This window comes from Ruegeria sp. N11 (assembly GCF_056531525.1).
Genome location: NZ_JBQFLX010000019.1, coordinates 25,421 through 46,538 on the forward strand (window position 1 = coordinate 25,421; position 21,118 = coordinate 46,538).

At 57.2% G+C, this 21,118-nt stretch carries 20 protein-coding genes; 12 read left to right on the forward strand and 8 right to left on the reverse strand.

Annotated elements, in window-relative coordinates:
• Positions 1–72: 72 nt before the first annotated feature.
• The 3 genes from ACR0J8_RS18570 to ACR0J8_RS18580 all read left to right on the forward strand — a co-directional run bounded on the left by ACR0J8_RS18570 (position 73) and on the right by ACR0J8_RS18580 (position 2,265).
• The gene (locus tag ACR0J8_RS18570) at positions 73–858 is read left to right on the forward strand and encodes a trypsin-like serine peptidase (protein WP_321250447.1); all 786 of its coding nucleotides are present in this window, start codon (positions 73–75) and stop codon (positions 856–858) included.
• On the forward strand, positions 855–1,673 hold the full coding sequence (locus ACR0J8_RS18575) for a trypsin-like serine protease (RefSeq protein ID WP_170825262.1): 819 nt from the start codon (positions 855–857) through the stop codon (positions 1,671–1,673). Before ACR0J8_RS18570 ends, ACR0J8_RS18575 begins: the two co-directional genes overlap by 4 nt.
• A gap of 124 nt (positions 1,674–1,797) precedes the next feature.
• The gene (locus ACR0J8_RS18580; protein ID WP_170681897.1) at positions 1,798–2,265 is read left to right on the forward strand and encodes an Hsp20 family protein; all 468 of its coding nucleotides are present in this window, start codon (positions 1,798–1,800) and stop codon (positions 2,263–2,265) included.
• Positions 2,266–2,401: 136 nt separating this feature from the next.
• Here ACR0J8_RS18580 and ACR0J8_RS18585 read toward each other — a convergent pair whose 3' ends face one another.
• Positions 2,402–3,724, reverse strand: coding sequence for a metal-dependent hydrolase family protein (locus ACR0J8_RS18585; RefSeq protein WP_480490816.1), 1,323 nt, complete (start codon positions 3,722–3,724; stop codon positions 2,402–2,404).
• Between the two features lie 304 nt (positions 3,725–4,028).
• Here ACR0J8_RS18585 and ACR0J8_RS18590 point away from each other — a divergent pair, with 304 nt between their 5' ends.
• Positions 4,029–4,217, forward strand: coding sequence for an ion channel (locus tag ACR0J8_RS18590; RefSeq protein ID WP_480526652.1), 189 nt, complete (start codon positions 4,029–4,031; stop codon positions 4,215–4,217).
• Positions 4,218–4,529: 312 nt separating this feature from the next.
• Here the strand turns inward: ACR0J8_RS18590 and ACR0J8_RS18595 are convergent, their stop codons facing one another.
• Positions 4,530–6,005, reverse strand: a complete 1,476-nt coding sequence (locus ACR0J8_RS18595) for an NAD-dependent succinate-semialdehyde dehydrogenase (RefSeq protein WP_480526557.1) — start codon at positions 6,003–6,005, stop codon at positions 4,530–4,532.
• Between the two features lie 270 nt (positions 6,006–6,275).
• Between ACR0J8_RS18595 and ACR0J8_RS18600 the strand changes: the two genes are divergently transcribed.
• From ACR0J8_RS18600 to ACR0J8_RS18635, 8 genes are read left to right on the forward strand one after another with little or no spacing between them, the layout of a single operon-like run.
• Positions 6,276–7,358: a hypothetical protein gene (locus ACR0J8_RS18600; RefSeq protein WP_480526559.1), complete on the forward strand. Its 1,083-nt coding sequence runs from the start codon at positions 6,276–6,278 to the stop codon at positions 7,356–7,358.
• Between the two features lie 14 nt (positions 7,359–7,372).
• Positions 7,373–7,675 carry a hypothetical protein gene (locus tag ACR0J8_RS18605; protein ID WP_480526561.1) on the forward strand — a complete coding sequence of 101 codons (303 nt, stop codon included), beginning with the start codon at positions 7,373–7,375 and terminating at the stop codon, positions 7,673–7,675.
• A complete protein-coding gene (locus ACR0J8_RS18610; protein WP_480891611.1) occupies positions 7,675–8,796 on the forward strand; it encodes a hypothetical protein in 1,122 nt (373 codons plus the stop codon). Before ACR0J8_RS18605 ends, ACR0J8_RS18610 begins: the two co-directional genes overlap by 1 nt.
• A 57-nt stretch (positions 8,797–8,853) precedes the next feature.
• Entirely contained in the window at positions 8,854–10,785 is a 1,932-nt protein-coding gene (locus tag ACR0J8_RS18615) for an AAA family ATPase (RefSeq protein ID WP_480526564.1), read from the forward strand.
• Positions 10,786–10,794: 9 nt separating this feature from the next.
• Positions 10,795–11,568, forward strand: coding sequence for a hypothetical protein (locus ACR0J8_RS18620; RefSeq protein WP_480891614.1), 774 nt, complete (start codon positions 10,795–10,797; stop codon positions 11,566–11,568).
• Positions 11,565–12,902 carry a DUF6638 family protein gene (locus ACR0J8_RS18625; protein WP_480526566.1) on the forward strand — a complete coding sequence of 446 codons (1,338 nt, stop codon included), beginning with the start codon at positions 11,565–11,567 and terminating at the stop codon, positions 12,900–12,902. Before ACR0J8_RS18620 ends, ACR0J8_RS18625 begins: the two co-directional genes overlap by 4 nt.
• Entirely contained in the window at positions 12,903–13,169 is a 267-nt protein-coding gene (locus ACR0J8_RS18630; RefSeq protein ID WP_170805816.1) for a hypothetical protein, read from the forward strand.
• An 11-nt stretch (positions 13,170–13,180) separates the two neighbouring features.
• Positions 13,181–13,825, forward strand: a complete 645-nt coding sequence (locus ACR0J8_RS18635; protein WP_170805817.1) for a DUF1523 family protein — start codon at positions 13,181–13,183, stop codon at positions 13,823–13,825.
• A 30-nt stretch (positions 13,826–13,855) separates the two neighbouring features.
• Here the strand turns inward: ACR0J8_RS18635 and ACR0J8_RS18640 are convergent, their stop codons facing one another.
• The 6 genes from ACR0J8_RS18640 to ACR0J8_RS18665 form a co-directional block, all read right to left on the reverse strand.
• Positions 13,856–14,950: a flagellar basal body P-ring protein FlgI gene (locus ACR0J8_RS18640; RefSeq protein ID WP_480526569.1), complete on the reverse strand. Its 1,095-nt coding sequence runs from the start codon at positions 14,948–14,950 to the stop codon at positions 13,856–13,858.
• Complete coding sequence (locus ACR0J8_RS18645; RefSeq protein ID WP_480891619.1) at positions 14,947–15,918, reverse strand: flagellin; 972 nt, start codon at positions 15,916–15,918, stop codon at positions 14,947–14,949. Before ACR0J8_RS18645 ends, ACR0J8_RS18640 begins: the two co-directional genes overlap by 4 nt.
• 38 nt (positions 15,919–15,956) lie before the next feature.
• Positions 15,957–17,408: a flagellar hook-associated protein FlgK gene (gene flgK, locus ACR0J8_RS18650; RefSeq protein WP_480891622.1), complete on the reverse strand. Its 1,452-nt coding sequence runs from the start codon at positions 17,406–17,408 to the stop codon at positions 15,957–15,959.
• Between the two features lie 33 nt (positions 17,409–17,441).
• Entirely contained in the window at positions 17,442–18,737 is a 1,296-nt protein-coding gene (locus ACR0J8_RS18655) for a flagellar hook protein FlgE (protein WP_480526575.1), read from the reverse strand.
• Positions 18,738–18,835: 98 nt separating this feature from the next.
• Complete coding sequence (locus ACR0J8_RS18660) at positions 18,836–19,675, reverse strand: flagellar motor protein MotB (RefSeq protein WP_480526577.1); 840 nt, start codon at positions 19,673–19,675, stop codon at positions 18,836–18,838.
• 91 nt (positions 19,676–19,766) lie between these two features.
• Positions 19,767–21,104, reverse strand: a complete 1,338-nt coding sequence (locus ACR0J8_RS18665) for a FliI/YscN family ATPase (protein WP_480891625.1) — start codon at positions 21,102–21,104, stop codon at positions 19,767–19,769.
• Between the last annotated feature and the right edge of the window lie 14 nt (positions 21,105–21,118).

Consider the following 21,118-nt stretch of genomic DNA (forward strand, 5'->3'; position numbering starts at 1 on the left):
GACTGGGCCTGCGCCCTATTTTCGCCGCACCGTTTGCGTAACAAACTGTCTTTAGCAATGCCGGAGACATGCGTGCGAAACTGGATCAGGGCCATAGCGTTTGCTGTGTTGCCAATGGCAGCCATGGCGCAGGACACGGGGCTTAAAAGCCTTGAGACTTCGGATTCCGGGCGCGAGTGGATGGCCGTCGGGCGGTTGGATATCGCCGGAACCGGTTTTTGCACCGGGACACTGATTGCACCCGGACTGGTTCTGACTGCAGCGCATTGCCTTTTCGACAAATCGACGCGCCGTCGGATTGACCCCGCTTTGATCGAGTTTCTCGCCGGTTGGCGCCTGGGCCGCGCATCGGCGTACCGCGCTGCCCGGCAGGTCGTAATCCACCCAGAATACCGTTTTGACGGCGGAACCCCGTCAGAACGTGTCCGGCATGATATCGCGCTGATCGAATTGTGGCAGCCGGTCCGGAACACAACGGTCATTCCTTTCGAAACTGGTGAACGCCCTGTGCAGGGCGAAGAAGTGGGTGTTGTGTCCTACGCACAGGACAGGGCCGAGGCGCCATCCCTGCAGGAGGTCTGTTCTGTCGTGACCGGGCAGGGGGGTGTTCTGGTGATGTCCTGCGACGTGGATTTTGGCGCTTCAGGCGCGCCGGTGTTTTCCTTTGCTGGTAATCGTCCCCGCATTGTCTCGGTCGTTGCGGCCAAGGCGATGATGGGCGGCAAGAGCGTCGCGATCGGTACGGCGGTTGAGGATGCGCTGCAATTGTTGCGTGCAGAACTGTCGGCAGGGCGCGGATACGGCTCTAAAACCGGTGATTCAGGCAAAAACATCGGGGCAAGGTTCGTAAGGCCATGATCAGGTTTCTGCTGTTCTTCCTGTTTTGCCAGTCCGTTCTGATCGGTGCAGCATCCGCCCAGACATCAAGCAAACGCACGCTGGTGGACCGCGATGATCTGTATGGATGGGAAGCGGTCGGACGATTGGATGTGGGGTCGCGGTCGTTTTGTACCGGAACGCTGATTGCGCAGGACCTGGTGCTGACGGCAGCGCATTGCGCCCTGGACAAGAAAACCGGCAAACCTTACCGGTCTGGCGAGGTGGTTTTCCGCGCCGGGCTGAGCAACGGCAAGGCGTTGGCCGAACGCAACGTGGTGCAGATCGCCGCCCATCCCGCCTATGGCGCGAATGAACCGCTTTCGCCTGAAGCGGTTCGCGCCGACGTCGCGCTCATGCGTCTGGAAAAGCCAATCCCTTACACGATTGCCGATCCCTTCGCCTTGCATGGCGGGCAAATTCTCAACAAGGAAATCACCATTGCCTCATACGGGTTGGGCCGGTCCGAGGCGATTACGCGCGAACGATCATGCCGAATTCTGGAACGACGTCTGGGTCTGATTACCTTTGATTGCGATATTACCTTTGGGTCATCCGGTTCGGCCATACTGGCGAAAAATGGCCCGCGCTGGCAGATTCTGTCCGTGGTGTCCGCCGTCGGAGTCTATGACGGAAAAAAGGTCGGATTTGGTATGGAACTGGCCGGCGTCGTGTCCGAACTCAAGTCGATCATGCGGCGGGATGCGCCGCAACCCAAGGCCTCGATCCGCCGGTTGCAGGTGGGATCGGGCAAGTCCAGCTCGGGTGCGAAATTCATCGGTGCTGGCGGGTCTTGAACTCGGCGAAATCGCTACCCATGTGAATTGTACCGGATCGCCACAACGGGGTTCGGAAAACATCACCGCCCGTCCGAACGGAGGGCAACAAATCGTGAATCGCTCAAACATGAGGATACGACACATGCGTACATTTGATTTTGCACCGCTGCACCGCGCCACCATCGGTTTCGACCAGATCGCCGACATGATGGACCGCGTTCTGACCAACGACGTGGCTCAGCCCAGCTACCCGCCCTATAACATCGAGAAAACCGATGCCGACACCTATCGGATTTCCGTCGCTGTCGCCGGTTTTTCGGAAGATGACCTGTCGGTCGAAGTGAAGGAAAACGCGCTGATCGTCGCCGGTAAGAAAGCCGCCGAAGACAAACAGCGCAGCTACCTGCACCGCGGCATCGCCACGCGCGCGTTCGAGCGCCGCTTTGCCCTGGCCGACCATGTCCGTGTCACCGGCGCCAGCCATGAAAACGGCATGCTGAACATCGACCTGAAGCGCGAAGTGCCCGAGGCCCTGAAACCGCGCCGGATTGAGATTAGTTCGGCGAAAGCCATCGAAAAAGATGTGGTTGACGCCAAGGCCGTGAACTAACGCGCCTGAAGATCCTGCGACGGTCTCCTCCTCCCGGACCGTCGCAACACCCGCCCCGCGTTCCTCCAGACGCGGGGCGTTGTTTTTTGTCCGAAAATTTTCGCAAAGTAGATGGAGCAGCCAACTGGCGGCGGTGTCAGTCCACCGCGTTCTTGAAGATGATTCCGTCCTTCATGATCAGATCAAAGTTAGCATTCGGGTCGGCCACAAGGTCCAGATCATCAAGCGGGTTGCCGTTCACTAGGATCAGATCGGCATAGGCTCCATCGGCAATTATCCCCAACTCACCCTGTTGGTATGGATGGCGCGGACCAGATAGTTTGAGCAATTGCGCATTGTCATGGGTGGCCATCTTAAGCGCTTCAAAAGGCGTAAACCATTTGCCGAGCTTGGCCAGGAACTTACCCTGTTTTTCCGCAGTCTCCGGGTCAAAAAGCATGTCGGTACCAAACGCGATATTGACACCAATCTCTTTGGCTAAAGGGTAAATTTTATCAGTCGCATCAGTGACTTGTATCCATTTTTTTGTGCTGAATGGATCATCGAAAACGAACGCGTCTTCGTCGTTGAGCAAGGGTTGAATGCTTAGCCAGACGCCCTCATCTTTCATCATTTGAAGGGTCTCTTCACTGACAAGGAAACCGTGTTCGATTGACTTGACACCAGCCCTGATGGCTGTCTGCGTCGCACGGTCGGTAAAGATGTGAGCTGCGACATAAGTGTTCCAAGTCTCGGCCACGTCTACAATCGCTTCCATTTCTTCCAACGTGTATTCTTGAACATCCAGTGGGTCGAAAACAGAGGATACTCCTCCGCCCCCGGCGAACTTCAATTGTACCGCTCCCATGCGCAGCACCTCACGGCTACGTTTTAGGAGATCGGGAACACCATCCGCCACAAGAAGAAGCGAATTTCTGTTCCAGTATTCCAACGCATCGCCGGGGTTGGTTGGTGTCGATTGAAGTGCACGGTAGTCAAAGTGACCAGACGTTTGGCTAATCGGCGGACCAGAGGGTAAAATACGGGGTCCTACAAGCTCACCACGGTCGATCATTTTCTTAATGGTGAATGGGTTACCACCTACATCACGAACTGTGGTGAACCCACGCATCAGAGTTTTTTGGGAACCTAAGGCACCTCGGATGGCTACTTCAGACATGTCGCCAGCTACAATTGTTGCTTGCGGGGCATAGGCATAAGACGTGTGCCAATGTGCATCAATCAGACCAGGGATCATTGTACGTCCGCCGCCATCGATGATTTGCGCGTTTGCAACACTGAGAGTTTCAGTCGATACAGCCGTTATCAAGTTGCCGGTAACGACGACGTTCGCGTTCTCAATCAGAGCTTCGTTCTGACCGTCAAAGACGTTCACGTTCGTAAACAAGATCGGCGTCGCATCTGTTTGCGCTTGGGCTGCTCCGCCCAATAACGCCAAACAAGCAAGAAGCATTTTCATTCAAAGCACCTCAATTCACTGGGGTCAGGTAAGAACTTCAAAGTGATCAAGACATAGCTCAACCTGCGCAAAAGCATACTGAAATTTTGCAACTGTTAGTACCTTGGTCAGTTTCGCTTTTGCCTGATTTAAAGTCCTATAGGCTAAGGTGTCTATGGTGCTGGCACTGCGCCTGAAATCGTACGACTTTTGAAAGGTCAGCGTGTATTTTGCTGAACCGCCACATGCTTCGCGAATGTTTGGGTTCGACGGTCGTTTCTTAACGTCAGGAACGCTCTATCACCGGGGGTGCTGAAGGATTGTCCTGAGTCGATACTTTGTACTCGACGTCGCCCCAGCAACTACTGTCGGACTGGAAAACTTGTCTCCGCAAACGGAAATCGGAAAGATATTTGCAGTCTTTTTCCTTTTTGTTGAGACTGGTTTTTTAACCCCGAGTACAGCCCAGTTTGCAAGGGCACCACTCCGAAACTGCAAAACAGGAAATACCTAGCAAATAATTTAGCGCTTTCCGCTCAAAGTAGGCTTCAATCCATAAAACCCGCGCAAGTTCCCCGCGGGGGTTTCAGGCATTGTTAGGCTGGCAATCAATTCCCAGCAGTGACTGATCCCATCGACCAGAATATCGTCTCGCCCGAGGCATCGTGCACCCCATCATTCTGGGCCATTACCAAAGCTACGCCAGCGGGCACGACAGCCAGACATTCGATCTTTTCCAGTATGAACCAACGATCGAGGTTAGTTCAGACAACGAGATGCCGTAGATTTTAGCGGCCCAAGCGTTCAGCACCTGGGCCGTTTCAAATCAAACCGACAGGCAGACGTATTTCATCTCCAGATAGTCTTCCATGCCGTGGTGGCTGCCTTCGCGGCCCAGGCCGGATTGCTTGACTCCGCCGAACGGGCCCAGCTCGGTCGAGATGATGCCGGTGTTCACGCCGACGATGCCGTACTCCAGTGCCTCGGCCACTTTGTAGACGCGGCTCAGGTCCTTGGCGTAGAAGTAGGAGGCCAGACCAAAGATCGTGTCGTTGGCCATCGCGATCACATCATCCTCGTCCTCGAACTTGAACAGCGGCGCGAGCGGCCCGAATGTCTCGTCCTGCGCGACCATCATGTCCTGCGTCACGCCGGTCACGATCGTCGGCTGGAAGAAGGTGCCACCCAGGTCATGCGGCAGACCGCCGGTCAGAACTGCACCGCCCTTGTCGGTGACATCCTTGATGTGTTCCTCCACCTTGGCGACAGCTTCGGCGTTGATCAACGGACCGGTCGTGGTGCCCGCGGTCAGACCGTCGCCGACGTTCAACGCTTCGACCGCTGCTTTCAGCTTGGCTGCAAACTCATCGTAGACACCGGCCTGTACGTAAATCCGGTTGGCGCAGACACAGGTCTGGCCGTTATTGCGGAACTTGCACAGCATGGCACCTTCGACGGCCGCATCCAGATCGGCGTCGTCGAACACGATGAAAGGCGCGTTGCCGCCCAGCTCCATCGAGCACTTCATGACCTGATCGGCGGCTTGGCGCAGCAGGATGCGTCCCACCTCGGTCGATCCGGTGAAGGTCAGCTTGCGCACACCCGGGTTTTCGCAGAATTCCTTGCCGATCTCGCTGGCACGCGAGGACGGCACGACGTTGAACACACCCGCCGGGATGCCGGCCTTTTCGGCCAGAAGGCCAAGAACCAGCGCGGATAGCGGTGTTTCGGCTGCAGGGCGGGCGACAAACGCGCAGCCAGCGGCCAGCGCGGGTCCTGCCTTGCGGGTGATCATCGCGTTGGGGAAGTTCCAGGGCGTGATCGAGGCTGCAACGCCGATCGGCTGTTTCAGAACCATGATCCGCTTGTCGCGCTGATGGCCGGGGATCGTCTCACCGTAAACGCGCTTGGCCTCTTCGCCAAAGAACTCGATGAAGGATGCACCATAGCCGATCTCGCCAACGGCCTCGGCCAGTGGCTTGCCTTGCTCGGCGGTCAGGATTTTGCCCAGATCTTCGGCGTTTTCCATCATCAGGTCGTACCAGCGGCGCAGGATCACCGCACGTTCTTTACCGGTCAGCTTGGCCCATTCCTTTTGCGCAGCCTCTGCCTGTGCAATCGCGCCAGCAACCTGGGCGCGGCTCAGGTCCGCAACCTCAGCCACCACATCGCCGCGCGCGGGGTTGGTTACAGCAAAGGTGCCATTGTCGCCATCCACCCATTGACCGCCAATATAGGCTTTGGTCACCAGCAGATCGGGGTTTTTCAGGATTGATTTAAGGTCGGTTGTTGCGTCCAGCATGAGTCAGTCTCCGGCAGGAAAAGATTTGCGCGCACCCAACCATGTGCCGCGGGTTTTGTCCATGGCCACTCCGGAGGACGGATCAATCCAGAATATAGACAACAGAACGTCAGCGTCGGCTGATAATACAGCTTTGGATTGTATCGTCGCGCCTATCTTTTTCTTATTGATTTTGCCAAAGTTCTGGTGATTTCAAGACCCATGGGGATGTAAATTGTCATAACATCCACTATCTCATTGGGTAGATAAGAAAAAACAAGGATAGGACAGATGTCGAACCAACAGTTCGAGGCATTGATTCAGGAAACTCAGACCAAAGTGCGTGAAAGTCAGTCACAGATCGAAGGGCTGACCTCGCGGATTGAGGCCGCGCGCGCCAAGATCGGCACTGCCGAGGCGGATATCGACATCGAGAACGCGACGCTTGAGGACGTGCATGCCCATACCGAGGTGATGAATGCGAATATCGCCGAGCTGATCATGGGCCTGGACGACGTGACCAACGCCTTTTCCAAGGATTTCGACGAGATGCGCTCGAAAACCGGGTGGGAGAGCTTTGTCGGCATCTTTGCCAAGGCCAAATCCGAGTCGATGCGGCAGGAGCGGATGCGCACCGCCAATATCGACGACAAGCTGCAGGACCTGATCGCCAAATCCGACGTGATCGTGAAGCTGCTGGAAGGGCAACTGGCCGTACTGGAAGAACAGCGCGTGAAGGTCGAAGAGAACCTGACCGTCACACTGGATGATCGCGAGGCCACTGTTGCCGAGCTGGAGGCTCTGCGCGCTGAAATTCAGAATATGGACCCGACGATTATCACGCTGGAGAACAAGATTTCGGTCGAACAGGACGCTGCCGCGCGCACTCAGTTGGAAACCGAACTGGCCGAGTTGAACAAGCAATACAACGCCAAGGTTCAGGAGGAGCAGGTCAAGCTGGCCAAATCTCAGACGCTGGAGCGCTATATCGAAAAGGGCAAGACCTGGGTCGATTCACTGCAGAACCAAGCGGCGACGCAGATGGTGCTGATCAACAAGCTGCAGACAGACACGCAACAGCGCGTCGTGCTGTATGACGCCCTGACCAAATCGCTGAAAACCGCGCAACAGCAGGACGTGGCTCACCGCATCAATGAGATCGGCGTGCAGACCGACCAAGAAGCGCAAACTGCCATGGCCGCCATCGGCACGGCGACCAACCAGAAAATGGCCGACATGCTTGAGGCGCATGAGGACCACATGGTCTTTGCCCGCGACGTGCTGGAGAAAAAGGCCAAGGCCGATGAACGCTTTGCCCGCCGGTTCGCCTCGATTGTCGAGAAGCATGATAAGAATTTGTATGGGGGCTCTTAAGGAAAGGCTCCGCTATGAGTGAAGGCGAAAGACGTCCTCCTCCGGCGTTGTCTCGCAAGGACATTGACCTACCGGATTGGGTTGAGACGGCGATGATCGTGCGGTGGTTCGCCATTGGGATTGGCGTCGTTCTATATTGGATCACAGAGTCCTATTGGGCTATTGCGTTGAGTATGCTGGTATTCTTCGCGGTCGGTCACATCGTCTATCGCCATTACCGGAAAGAAGATCCTGTTTCCGCTGAAATTGCGTTCTACAACGAGAACGATGGCTACCATTCGGGTGACGGCGATGGTGATGGAGATGGTGGAGACTAATGAATACTAACCCCACCCAAGACCATATCGGCCTGACCGACACTTTCGCCTCGCGCCGCTATTTCCGCAAATTCGAAGTGATCACCGTCCACCTTCTGCGCGTGGCCGCGACGATGGAGGCGGAGGGCGCGATCAGCAAGCAAGAGGTGCGGATCGTGTCGCGTTACCTCTCGGGGCTGCTCTACACCTTCCGCGCGCTCAGCATGAAATACCTGCTGGTCGGGCGCGACACGGGGCGGTTCTTTGGCAGCCTTGCGATGGACAAGCGTGACAGCGGGTTTCCGGTGGCGGCCGAGTTGCTGACCATGGCCAATGACGCGCAGCAGGCGCAGGTGCATTTGGCGAATATGCCATCCGAGGATGATCTGAAAACCGACATGGTTCGAACGATCATTGGTGATCAGGCAATCCCCACCAAACTACAATTTGCGCTGTCGCAAAGGCTCTATTACGAGGAATTGCTGAAAGGTCAGCTGTTCTGGGCCCGCAACGATCCCGAGTGCCACTGGATCGGGAATGAGGGCGAGCGTCGCAAGTTCATGATCCACTGGGCGGTCTATGACAGCCAAATCAACCTGCCGGTCATCTATCTGATGCAGTTGGAGGACAGCGGCAAAACGGCCCTGCCCAAAGACCAGCGCCGCTGGCCTGAGGTGCAGGCGCATTTGATGGCACAATCCTTGGGCGGGTTGAAGCTGGTGACCATCGCCAAGGGCTTCGATCAGGATTTCGACGACCTGCACCCCAAGCACCTGCGCCGCATCCATGTGGGGCCGATGTATTCCTCGGCCTATACCGAGCAATCCGGCCCCCTGCGGCAGGTGCTGGAGGATGCGCAGGCGCCCGAAGGTCAGGACTGGGCACTGGCCTGGACCACCGAAGAACTGCAAAGCGAAGAGGTTATCGAGGAGCGCGCCGGTTGGTTCTCAACCGTTGAGCGCGAGGTCTTTGCGCTGGACCCGTTCGGCGGGCAGGGGGCCGAGACCGGGGCCACGCGCACCCAGCGGTCGATCATCCTGCCCCAGCGCCCGTTCCAGGTGCTGGCCGAGCGTAACCCGCCGGGGTTTGCAGATGTGCGCAAGTTCGTGGTCAGCAAGGCGGGGCAGGTGTTGAGATATTGAGGTTTTCGCCTTCGGCGAGAGTATTTTTGAAAAGATGAAGTGAGGGCGGCTTTTGAGATGAGTTTGACGTCAGATCAGATGGAATTGCGTGAGGCGGATATTCGCAAGCATTATCCGGCGGCAACCGCTTTGCTGAACGGTTTCGAACACGCGCCTCGGATTGCAAAGGCGGTGGAGGTGGCGCTTGAACAGTCTCCGGGCGTTACGACTGGGCGAAGATTTCGGTCGACGACACCGGGTTTGGTGACGCGGCGCACGGTGCGCGCCGATGGGGTGCATCTGGTTGAGCGGATCGAAGCCTCGGATGAGGGCGATGCGCTGGTGTCACCACCGCAGGCCACCACACAGCAGGCCATCCGGCGCGCCATCGCCATCGCTCTGGCCATAGGTGAGGCTTATGCGGAACAGACACCGCTAGCCGATCTGAAGCGGGCCAATCTGGCCGGGGATTTGCCTGCCGCCCGCAAGACCGAGTTCTCGGAGTTGCTGACGGCGGAGGCTCTGATCACGTCGCACGTGTTTGGCAATGCGCTGGCTTACCTGATGTCCTCACATCTGGGCGAAACAACCGTTGATCTCGGCGAGATCGAAGAGGTTCTGACCGACAACGGCCAACTCGCTCTGCACGGCGCGTTGTGGGAACTGGACCAGACCTTTGCCAAACACGCTCCCGATGATGCGCATTTGATCGCCGCAACCAGCGCCTATGCCGAGCAATTGATGGAGAAAGCGGCCCTGCGCGCACAGTCTGCGGGTCACCTGGCGCCATTCCAAAACGCCGCATGGCATATCGAAGCCGATGACCTGACCATCCGGGGTTTTGAGCCGGCCTCAAAGGCCAAATCCACCACCCTGACCATGACGTTCAAGAAACCGAACGAGGTGGTCGGCAACCATATCGCCAAGTATCAGGCGATGAAGCTGGCCAAGATGGTGATGGCCTATGATTTCGACCGCCGTTTGAACCCATTCGCCGAGCTTGGCGGGTTCATCTTTACTTTCATGGGTGACGGAAAGCCGGGCACCGGCAAGACCACCCTGATCCAGATGATGGCCGGTCTGATCAACGACTACTGCCAGAATGCGGGCTATCCGTTCCGCTATCAGAACCTGAGCACCGACAATATCGACAGCTATCAGGGCAAATCAGGCCAGAACGCCAAGGCGTTTATCAACACGATTATCGACCCCTCGGTCATCGGGTTCGGCACCATCGACGATATCGACCAACTGGCAGGCAAACGCGGCGACCGTCAGTCCTCGGCCGGGCAACTGGAAATCACCGCCGTGCTGATGGAGAGCTTTGCGGGCGCCAACACCGTCGTGCGCGGCAACTGCACCTTTGGCATGTTCTCGAACTACCCCGAGAATGTGGACGACGCCCTGCGCCAGCGGGCGGGCGCGCGCTTTCTGGTGGACGGGCCGCAAACGCGCGAGGATTACATCGACATCCTGCACCTGCTGATGGGCCGCAACCACGAAATCCCGCTGGGCGAACACGAAGCCTATGCCGCGCAAGAGATCAAAAAGGCCGTTGCCGCCAGTTTCGAAAGCCATTCCCGCCCGCATGAGGATGCCTTGCTGCAGGTCTATGACCGGGTTTCCAGCGAGATCGGCCATATGGACACGATCGCCAAGCTGGGCACCTATCTCAAGGCGATCCAGCAGGCGGATGAGCGCTTTACCGGCCGCGCGATCAAGAACATCACCGACGCGGTCAAGGTCCGCGCGATGGATTTCGAACTGCCCGACGAATGGATGGAAAACCCCGACCTGTTCCTGTTCCGCGACTACGACACCAAGAAGGCGATGATCGAAGACCTGCGCCAGCCGATCACGGTGGAAATGGTGATCCAGGAAATCAACCGCTACGCTGACAGCGAGTTCCGCTACGCCGACAAGAGCGACGAGGTCGCCATCGAAAACGCGGTGCGTGAGATGGGCCGGATGGAAGAGGCCAAGCGGCGGTATCTGGAGGGGAAAGGGTAGAATTCATTTATGAAAGCAATTGAGAAAATAGTCGAAATCCCAATCTATTGGAACGACCTAAAATCGCTTTCACTTGACGAGAAAGCCCTTCTTGCGTTGGCAAGCTACGCCGCTTCTGAGTCTAATACGATTAGCAAGCTGTACTTGTTTTCCACTCACAAGATGACGGGGGACGAAATCGTGGACTCGGCGATTTCAATTCAAATCATGGTTTTGCTAAGATACTGGTCTGCAAAACTCTTTGAGTTTTTTGAAAGCATCTCTGAGATATCCAATTCCCGCGGTACAAAAGACGATAACGTTATTCGTCTCGCCAAGGAATCCTTCGATGCGTTTTCAAAACTTGAAGAACTTAGTGGATACGAAATTGCCCGCGCCATAAGGCACGAAGCTACCAATCACTATTCCTTCAAGGCCGCTAAAAAAAACATGGGTCACGTTTCAGATCGAGCGAACTGCAAGCTGTACTTGCACAACAAAGATGGGAACTCATGGTATCCATTTGGCGAAGAAGTAATGTTTAGTGGGCGTCTAAACCGAGCCGGCGCATCCCTTAGGACTAAAGAGGAAAAAAACCAGCTACTGAAAGACTGGTTGGACTGGAACCTGAGTGCGACACGGTGGGCTAACAAAGCATACGAGTTGATCGCAACCGAATTAGTTTTGGATCGCTTGCCGGATAGAAACGCGAGACAAAAATTGCTATGGTTAGAGCCCGAGCTTGTGGGTGAAATTGAAGGGCGAAAAACACCGGTCTTTCTGAGAAACGGGGTAGGCAGATGATCCGCCTCATCGAACAAGGCCTGATGTTCGGCAACCTCGTCCACATCTCCAGCCCGGCTCTGGTCGAGCGGTATAACCGCGCGTTGCAGCATCTGGCGGGCAAAACCACAGAGCTGACGGATTTTCATGTCGATATCTCGGGCTATTCGCCGGAGGTGGGGATTGAGCTGGAGGATGAGCTCTACCTCAACCCCAACGGCGTCAACCGTCAGTTCATCCTGCTGACGACGGAACAGAAACGCGCGCCTTTGCTGAACGTCAAATTCTCGACCTCGCGCGATATCCTGCGCGAATTCATCGAGATGAACGAGGCGCAGCTATTCGCCCTGACTGCCACCGATGCGGTGGCCGGAGAGTTGGTGAACTCGGTCTTCAAACTCACCACGCCGCGCGACTTGCTGAACCTGCGCAAAATCGAGATTGAGGCTGATACCGCAGGCGGCACCCTGCGCAAGGCTCAGCAACTGGCGGGCATGGTCGAACGCTTCAAGTCCGAAGAGGATGCCTGGTTCGACGATGTGCTGATTGCAAAGATGATCGCAACCGCGAAGGAAACCGGCGACGTCACCCGTAACCCCGTCCGACTGCGCCATACTGCGTTTGAGCAGCGCAACTTCTGGACGGCGCATTTCGGTGGTTTGTACCTATTCCCGGATCTGGATCACCCGGCGGCGATTTGTATGGGGGGCAGGCCGGATGACCTGCCGATCAAGTACATCTTTGGGCCGTCGCAGCGGAACCAAATTGCAAAATTTCTCGACTACAACGATCTGGTCGAACCCATCGTCAAGGCGCGCGGCGTGGATGCCGCCGCAATCCTGCAGCAGAAGATGGATTTCCTGACCATCGATGCTGCTGCGGATGCCGATGTCGATCTGACCGGGCTGGACCGCAGCGACATGCGCCGTCTGGCGCGCAACCACTCGGACCGTCTGCCCGAGGCCTATCACGGTCTGGCGCAGTTGCTGCGCTGGGCGACGGACGGCGGGCCCTGGCCGCGTATAACTTCGGATCATCCGGCCTATTTCTATACTTTGCGCGCCGCCGATACGCCGCACCGCGATCTGGTGAATATGCTGTTGGCCGAACTGGCCCCGCTGGATCCGCGCCAGATGTTCATTTGCCACAAAGAGCTGTTCTACCGCACTTATTCGACATGGCCGGAAACCAAAAAAGCCTATGTTGCCGAGTTCCTTGCGCGAGAGTATCAGGTGGACAAGGCAGGCGCCCGGGCCGCGCTGTTCGGGCATGAGCCGGACATGAGTGGCAGTGATCGGGTCAGCGATGATATCATCGCGCGCGTTGGTCCCTGGGGCGCAGTAGGGAGAAGTTAAATGTTGGTCGCACTCCGCTTTCTGATCCCGTTGCTGATCGTTCTGACCGTCCTTTACGTTGGCGTGTCGATCTATTCCCGCCGGGTGCGACGCAGTAAACTGATCGCACATTGGGAGAAAAAGGGCATGACAGGCGACAGGGACGCCTTTGTCCAGCGCGGGCTGAAAAAGTACGACGGATCGTTTCGCCGCAAACTGATCCTTGGGATCTATGTCGTGCCGCTGGGCCTGATCGCGATCCTGATTTATGTTTCGAATTTCATGTGAGGGTTTGACTAATGCGTTATGTCAAATGGGCCATCATCATCCTGTTCTGGGGTACGATCGCGGCGGTGTTGAACTACACCCTGCCGCAGCATGACGTGGTTCGGATCTCGGACACCTATGAAAAACGGATCGACCCCGGTGAGAACAGCATCTTCTGGTCGGTTCATGATGTCGGCAGCGACCCGACCACACCGAACCGTGATGTGTTCTTCATCCAGACCCGCAAGACCAACGGCAAGGTCATGGTCTATCGGAACGAGGATACAGGCTGGGGCTGGCCGCCTTACTTCAAGCTGAACTCCTCGAACCTGCAGGCAGAAGCGGCAGACCTGAAATCAACAACCGAGGCGCCGCGTTGGGTGGTGGTACGTCACTACGGCTGGCGCAGTGAATTCCTTTCGATCTTTCCGAACGCCGTTAAGATATGGCAGGTCGACAGCCCGGATGTGCGGATCATTCCATGGTTCAACATCATCTTCCTGACTGTTTTCTTCGCCCTTGTTTGGGCCATCTGGGTGCGCTGGCGCAGGTTCCGAGAAGCCCGCATCGACCCAATGATGGAGAATGTGGAAGACGGCCTGTATGCCGCAGGCGACGCGATCGAGGAACGCAGCAGCAGGTTTCGCAGGTGGCTGAACAGTTGGAAGTCAAAGTAGGGGCCGAATATGACTGGGCCGGCCTTGGTGTCACCGAACAATGAATTCAGCATGCAGCGCACCGGCGGCTTTGATCGTCTTCAATATGTCGATCATGTCCCGTGGAGAAACGCCCAATGCGTTCAAACCTGCCACCACTTCTGACAAGGTTGTCGCTTCGGGTATTTCTGCCAGCCCGGTGCCTTCTTCTTCGTCAATACCGGCGACGGTTCTGGGAACGACCACCGTTTCGCCACGCGCGAACGGGTTGGGCTGGATTGCGATCGGAGCCTCTTCGACGGTGAGGGTCAGATTGCCTTGGGATACCGCCACCCTCGAGATACGCACCTCTTGACCCATCACGATGGTGCCCGAGCGTTGATCAACCACGACACGAGCCTTGGTTTCCGGCTCTACCAGGATGTTTTCGATGCGCCGAAGTGCATGCGCAGCTGATCGTGCGCCGGTGGCAGGAATGCTCAGTTCCACCGTGCCGGAATCTCTCATGATGGCCACGGCCTTTCGGAATTCTGAATTGACTGCAGTTTCGATTCGTTCAGCCGTTGTGAAATCCGGTTCTCGCAGGGCCAAGCGGATTTGACTGAGCGACGACAGATCAAATTCGATTTCACGTTCAACCCGGGCGCCGGACGGAATGACGCCAGACGTCGGAACTCCGCGCACAACGGATGCCGCCTCGCCCTCTGCCACAGCGCCGCCGGCCAGTACCGTGCCTTGAGCCACTGCATAGATCTGACCGTCCGCCGCGTTAAGCGGTGTCATGATCAATGTCCCCCCAAGCAGGCTTTTTGAATCCCCGATGGCGGATACGGTCACGTCAATCTGTCCACCGACTCGTGCAAATGGGGGCAGGCTGGCGGTGACGAGAACAGCGGCGACGTTTTTGGGGCGAAAGTCTTCTCCGGTAACGTTGACACCCAGCCGTTCTAGAATGTTGGACATGATCTCTTCTGTGAAAGGCGCATTTCTCAGCCCGTCACCGGTTCCGTTCAGGCCGACGACAAGGCCATAGCCGACAAGGTCATTGCCGCGGACCCCATCGAAATTGACGAGATCTTTTAATCGTATTGCCCCTGCGGAAACCATGCCCGGCAACAGAAGCAAAAGGAGAACCAGAATTTTCATCGCAGGAAGTTCACCAGCGACAGGTTGGCGTTGCGAACCGTAACGGAATAGAGACTTTCGAGCTGAAACTGTACGGTCTGTAATCGCGCTGCGGTTTCATAGGGATCGGCAGCTATCAGTTGATTCCGGCTGTATTCCAGGCTTGTCCTTGCGGCGGCGTTGCGCGACGTTGCCTGGTCGACGCGGGCCTCGGCTGCGCCCACCTGCGCGCGAAGCGTCATGGCGTCGTCACGTGTATTGGCCAAATTGACACCCAATTGCGTGAACACCGCAGTGCGCTGATCGGGCGCCAATGCCAATGAAGCATCCGTAGCCAGCGCCGCAAGCGCTATGTCCCTCAATGCGGTTTTTAAGGATGGGTCCGTTGCTGTTACGGGCAGGGAAATACGTTCGTTTTCCGAAATTTGCATGGGCGCAAGGGGTGTTGCGGAGCCCTGAAAAATGACGGCGTCGAAGCCGAGAGGGTCGTTGAACCAGTTCTCGGCCGCCAACATGATGTCAGATGCCGTGACCTGACCGGTCACTTCCGTGCGAAGCGCTGCCAGCAACGTTTCAGCCGACGGCAGCGGAGAATTGTCCGTTGCGGTCCCTGAAAACAGGCTGCGTCCGCCAATCCTTGTATTCAGCGCGGAAATCATCGTGTCCAGTTCGTTCCGGGCCTGAACCGAAGCCTGTTCATGCGTCACAGCGTGACTTGCGCTGCCGAACGCCAGCAGCGCGTTGGACAGTTCTCCGACCGAGTTGCTGAACATGGTCAGGCTTTTCTGCATGGCATCCGCAAAAAGGCCAGCTTCGGCAGTCGCGACTTTGTAAGCGTCAAGCCGGGTCAGTTTGTTCTCAAGATCCAGTAAGTGCGAATAGTCACCGCCCAGTCGGTGCGACATGTTCTGCACTTTTCCACTCGACATCTCATATGAAAGATCTTCGATCTGGGTTTTGATTTCCGTCGCACGAGAGCGAAGCGTCATGCCCCGCGCCAAATCGCCAATGGCAGTCAAATTCATGATTACAACCTCAGCAATGTGTCCATCAATTCGTCCACGACCGAAATCAACCGGGCGTTCGCGGCGTAGGCCTGTTCGATCTGCATCAGGCGTTGCAATTCCTGATCTGTGCCTACGCCTTGTTCAGCCTCGATCTTTGCCATCTCAAGCTGTGCGTTTGTTGCAAAGACCAGGCGTGCGCTGGCTGTGTGTGCTTTGGCACCGACACGAGAGATCATCGCCTCGGAAATCTCGGTGGCCCGCATGTTTCCGGTTCCGAACGGTGAACCTGCGACCGGGCGCGCGGTTTCTAGAATCGCTCCAAAAGCCTGTAGTTGAGTGGAATCCCCGGGAGCACCCGGAAGGGTGGCGCCTAAACCGGCGCGCAGTTTCCAACTTGCACTACCCGCGTCAGGGTCAGCGATAGTATTGAACCCTACGCGGGACGCGAGGCCTATGGTGAGCGCTGGGTTCAGACGTACGCCGTCATCGGTGAACAGGCCGGGTTCTGTCGGCAGCACGGTTGGATCCAGGCCCGGGGTTTCGAAACGCTCGACAAGGTCGCGCGCGACGGTGTCCAGATCACTCTGAGCGTCGATCGACAGTTCATCACGGATCTGGAACTGCGCCATCAGCGCACCGCCCCGAATTTGCGCCGAGTCACCGCTGGTGCGTACAGGATTTCCATTCATTTGAAGGCCTGACAGCAGCCCGTTCGCCACCGTCATGTGCGGCTTGGTATCACCCGTCGTTGCAAACGAGAATTTTGCCGCGCTTCCTTCCAGCAGGATCAGACCACCTTCGGAATAAAGCGAGATTTGATCGTTCTCCCGGGGAACAGAGTTGACGGGGACCAGTTGATTGACCTGATCGACCAGAACCTGTCTTTGATCCAGCAGCGCCCCGATATCGCCGCCTGAATATCGAATTGCAGGGATTTTGGCGTTCAGGGCCTCGATATCTGCAAGCATCTGGTTCAGCTTACTTACATGACTGCCGATCGTGCGATCTGCATCCGACCGAAGTTGCTGAACCCCTTCCGACGCTGCGTTAAGCCCTGCGGCAAGATTCCGTCCGGCCCGGGCGACCTGGTCCAGTCTTTCGGCAGAGTCCGGCAGGCTGGCGGCAGTGATAAGGCTGCCTTCAAACGTTGCAAGACGAGCGGTTAAGGAAGACATGTTGTCGGGCTTTCCGACAAAGGTTTCGAGCCTTGCGTGAAAGTCCGAAATCGCGGTTTGGCGCGCAAGATCGGCATCCGTGACGCGGCGGTTCGCAGTGATCACGGGATCATGGTGGCGGACAACGCCAACTGTTTGGACGCCATTTCCTGAAACCGGGCTGGTCGTCAGTTCAAGGGTTCTGCGTGCGTATCCCAGTGTCAACGCGTTTGCGATGTTTCCCGACACGACTGCGGCTCCGCGGCTTGCGGCCGTCAACCCGCCAAGAGCGTTGTGCAATGCAGTCGACATATTCATGAGACAGGTCCTTTCAATCGGCCGTTACAGGGATCAGCGTTTAATATTCGTGGTCTCCTGAAGCATTTCATCCACGGTCTGAATCACCTTGGCGCTGGAGGAATAGGCGCGCTGAGTCTGGATCATCGACGTCAGTTCGGTTGCCACATCCGTCGTCGATTCCTCACGCGCGAATGAGACCAGATCGCCCGTCGGCCCTTCGCCTGCGTTCCAAAGGAAAAAGGTGCCGCTATCGCGGGAAGGCGCGTAGGTTTGGCTGTCCAGGGCAGTCAATCCGTTGGGGTTCGGGACGTCGACCAGCGGGATCTGAAACATGCGGCGACTGACGCCTGTGTCGTAGAAAGCGTAGACATAGCCATTTTCGTCAACCTGAACGCTGGTCATCGTGCCGACAGCGGAACCGTCGCGTGTTATCGATACCGGGGCAAACGTGTCGGACAACTGCGTGATGCCGTCCGTATCGCCAATCTGTCCGATATTGATCTCCATTGGACCGCCCGCAACATTGACGACAACGCTGCCTGTTGCGGGATCGTAGGCGCCTCCTGAAACCGCCGTGACACTGGCCAGCGTTCCGCCGGCGGTGCGACTGTCGGTAAAGGTCAGCGTGTACTCTCCGATGATGGTTCCGCCGGACGCGGAATCGCGCAAGGTCATGGCCCATTCATTGCTGGACCCGGTCGCCGGAACAGTCGGGGCAAGTTCGATATCCACGTTTTCAGACTTGCCCAGATTGTCAAAATACTCGACCGACAGGGGCTGGGTATCGCCTGGTGCCCCTGCATCCGTCGCGGTTGCGGGCAGGTTCATGCGCAGGTTCATCTGCGTGGTCGGCGCCCCCGAAAGCTGATTGACGCTAAGCTGGATGGGTTCCAGCGCAGCGGGGGTGTCGCGGGGAACACTGGGGATCGAACCATCGGGTCCGGCACGCCAGCCCAGCAGGACAAGGCCGGATTCCGTGACCAGATATCCCTGATCGTTCGTTCGAAAGGATCCTGTGGTGGTCAGCAGCATCTCATTTGAACTCGACCCAATCTGTGAACTGGAGCGCACGGGCAGCATGCCACGGCCTCGGACGGCCAGATCGGTTGAATTGCTCGTCGTCACCAGCGAGCCGCGCTGATCAATCAGGCGCTGACTGGTGGTTCTGACGCCGCCTGCTGAATAACTGCCGCCCTGACCGGATGTGACCATCGAGTGAAAGTCCGTCTCGACCCGCTTGTATCCGAACGTGGAAGAATTGGCGATGTTGTCCGAAATAGTGGCCAATCTGTTCGCATTCGCCTTCAATGCAGCCACACCGGCGTTCAGGGATGAAGAAATAGTCATTGGAACGCCCTTCTGTTGCGTCAACCGTTGATGCAACACCTAGCGCGCGGCCTCTTAACAGCGCGCTAACAGGTAAAATGCGACCTATCCTTTTGCGGTCATGACCTGCGAAGGAATATGATTTCAACGCGGTTGTTGCGCGTGGCCATGGGGTTTTCGCTGACCAGTTCGCGGTCCGCGTGGCCAGTAACGCGATCCAGCCGGTGCGTTGCCACGCCCTTGTCCTGCAGCATCCTGCGCACGGCTTGGGCACGTGTCGTGGACAATTCCCAGGCGGGGTTATGTGCCAGCACCACCGGCGACGACGCGACATGGCCTTCGGCAGCAATTGCATTGGTCACAAGGTCCGAGGATCTGGCTACCAGCAGCATCAGGGCTCGCAGGACGGGTGTTGGATTGTCCGTTCCCGTTTCGAACAGGGTCTGGTCGTCCGTGTCAAACAGTTCCACCACCAAGCCTTCATCCGTGACGCGGGTCACGATATGTTTGAGGACCTCGTCCGAGACCAGGCTTTCGCCGGTGCGTCCAAGCAGTTTCGCTTCGAGCGAGGTGAAATCCTCGAATGCCCCCTTGCTTCCGCTGCGGGCATCCACGCCGCTTGCGCCGCGGGCCTGCCTGGCAATGGTAGGCTGTCGGCTGCTGGCACCCGAGCCGTCCATTACCATGGTCTTTTCCGAGAACATGTTGTTGCCGCCAAAAGCGCCGTCGCCACCGCCAGAAACCGGATTCACCGGTATTGTGGGCGAAAAATAATCCGCCAACCCTTTTCGTTGTTTTTCTGTTGTTGCATTCAGCAGCCACATCAACATGAAGAACGCCATCATGGCCGTGACAAAGTCGGCATATGCGACTTTCCATGCGCCACCGTGATGGCCATCGCCACCCGAAACACGTTTCTTCTTGATGATGACCGGCACCGCATTGGATTGCGCACCCATCTTCACCACCTTTTATCACCCACAACCGGGTTATCAGGGCAGGTCTTAATGGCCGCTTAACACTTAAAACTGTTCCGAAATCTGTCGTCGTTCAACGCATCAATCCGCCAGCGGCACGACGTAGGATCAGGGACAGACGGTTAAAGCTGTTCTCTATCCCTTCGGGATCGGGTCTTGCGAAAAACGCATCCAGATCTTCATGCGCGCGAACGGCCTGATCCAGCAGCGGGTCGGTGCCTTCGGTATAAAGCCCGGCTTTGACCATGATCTCGGATTGCTCATAGCTGCCGACGAGCTTGCGGGTTTCCGAGATCAGCCTGTTTTCGTCTTCTGACGCGGCTTCGGGCAGGCAGCGCGAAACCGACCGGCTGAGGTCGATTGCCGGAAACCGGCCACGTTCCGCGATGTCACGGCTTAGGACGATATGCCCGTCCAGAACACCGCGCAGAATGTCGGCAACCGGTTCGTCCATGTCGGACCCGGCAACCAACACGCTGAAAACCGCGGTGATATCTCCTTGCCCGGCAGTGCCGGGCCCGGCCCGTTCGCACAGACCGGCAATCAGTGGTGTGACGGATGGTGGAAACCCGCGCAACGATGGCGATTCGCCCGTGGTGACGGCGATTTCACGATGAGCCTCGGCAAATCGCGTAATGGAATCCGCCAAGAACAGAACGTGCAACCCCTGATCGCGCATGTATTCGGCAACCGACATCGCTGCCCAAAGGCAACGCCGTCGAGCAAGGGCGGACTGATCAGAAGTGGCTGCGACGACAACAGACCTTTTCATCGTCTCAGGACCCAGAGCTTTGGCGACAAACGCGTTCACTTCACGGCCCCGTTCCCCGGCCAGAGCGACTACAACCACATCTGCCTGCACTGATTTGGCAAGCGTCGCCAGCAATGTGGATTTTCCGACCCCGGAACCGGCGAACAACCCGATTCTCTGGCCCTGCACGATGGGAAGAACCGTGTTCAGCATCGACAGCCCGGTTTCCAGTCGCTGCCCCAATCCCCGGCGTTCAACGGCGGGAGGGGGAGATTGAACAATGTTCCTCTCCTGCGAACCGCTCAGCAAGGGCTTGCCGTCCAGCGGCTTGCCGAACGGATCGACAACCCGGCCCAGCCAGTGCGTGTCCGGCGCGAAAACTGGTGACGGTTCAAGCTGCACCCGATCCCCAAGGCTGACCCCGTCCGGTGCCGATTCGGGCAGCATGTAAATTTGGTCGGCATCCACACGCAGTACTTCACCCGCCAAATCCGGACCTGGCCGGCGCTGCAATGTCAGGTTGTCTCCGATCCGGGCGTGACCCGTCAGACCGGCAACTTCGATCACACCGCCAGAGACGCCTCTGACAAGCCCGACGTTTCGGACGGCCGACATCCGGTCGAATTCACATTTCAGAAGCGTTGGTTCGATCTCGGGCATGGCCGGCCTCCATC

Coding starts and splice junctions, on each gene's coding strand:
- ACR0J8_RS18635 (WP_170805817.1), top strand. CDS start 13,181: ATGCGTTATGTCAAATGGGCCATCATCATCCTGTTCTGGGGTACGATC.
- ACR0J8_RS18615 (WP_480526564.1), top strand. CDS start 8,854: ATGAGTTTGACGTCAGATCAGATGGAATTGCGTGAGGCGGATATTCGC.
- ACR0J8_RS18575 (WP_170825262.1), top strand. CDS start 855: ATGATCAGGTTTCTGCTGTTCTTCCTGTTTTGCCAGTCCGTTCTGATC.
- ACR0J8_RS18600 (WP_480526559.1), top strand. CDS start 6,276: ATGTCGAACCAACAGTTCGAGGCATTGATTCAGGAAACTCAGACCAAA.
- ACR0J8_RS18665 (WP_480891625.1), bottom strand. CDS start 21,104: ATGCCCGAGATCGAACCAACGCTTCTGAAATGTGAATTCGACCGGATG.
- ACR0J8_RS18620 (WP_480891614.1), top strand. CDS start 10,795: ATGAAAGCAATTGAGAAAATAGTCGAAATCCCAATCTATTGGAACGAC.
- ACR0J8_RS18585 (WP_480490816.1), bottom strand. CDS start 3,724: ATGAAAATGCTTCTTGCTTGTTTGGCGTTATTGGGCGGAGCAGCCCAA.
- ACR0J8_RS18655 (WP_480526575.1), bottom strand. CDS start 18,737: ATGACTATTTCTTCATCCCTGAACGCCGGTGTGGCTGCATTGAAGGCG.
- ACR0J8_RS18580 (WP_170681897.1), top strand. CDS start 1,798: ATGCGTACATTTGATTTTGCACCGCTGCACCGCGCCACCATCGGTTTC.
- ACR0J8_RS18595 (WP_480526557.1), bottom strand. CDS start 6,005: ATGCTGGACGCAACAACCGACCTTAAATCAATCCTGAAAAACCCCGAT.
- ACR0J8_RS18610 (WP_480891611.1), top strand. CDS start 7,675: ATGAATACTAACCCCACCCAAGACCATATCGGCCTGACCGACACTTTC.
- ACR0J8_RS18605 (WP_480526561.1), top strand. CDS start 7,373: ATGAGTGAAGGCGAAAGACGTCCTCCTCCGGCGTTGTCTCGCAAGGAC.
- ACR0J8_RS18645 (WP_480891619.1), bottom strand. CDS start 15,918: ATGACGCTTCGCTCTCGTGCGACGGAAATCAAAACCCAGATCGAAGAT.
- ACR0J8_RS18625 (WP_480526566.1), top strand. CDS start 11,565: ATGATCCGCCTCATCGAACAAGGCCTGATGTTCGGCAACCTCGTCCAC.
- ACR0J8_RS18630 (WP_170805816.1), top strand. CDS start 12,903: ATGTTGGTCGCACTCCGCTTTCTGATCCCGTTGCTGATCGTTCTGACC.
- ACR0J8_RS18660 (WP_480526577.1), bottom strand. CDS start 19,675: ATGGGTGCGCAATCCAATGCGGTGCCGGTCATCATCAAGAAGAAACGT.
- flgK (WP_480891622.1), bottom strand. CDS start 17,408: ATGAATATGTCGACTGCATTGCACAACGCTCTTGGCGGGTTGACGGCC.
- ACR0J8_RS18640 (WP_480526569.1), bottom strand. CDS start 14,950: ATGAAAATTCTGGTTCTCCTTTTGCTTCTGTTGCCGGGCATGGTTTCC.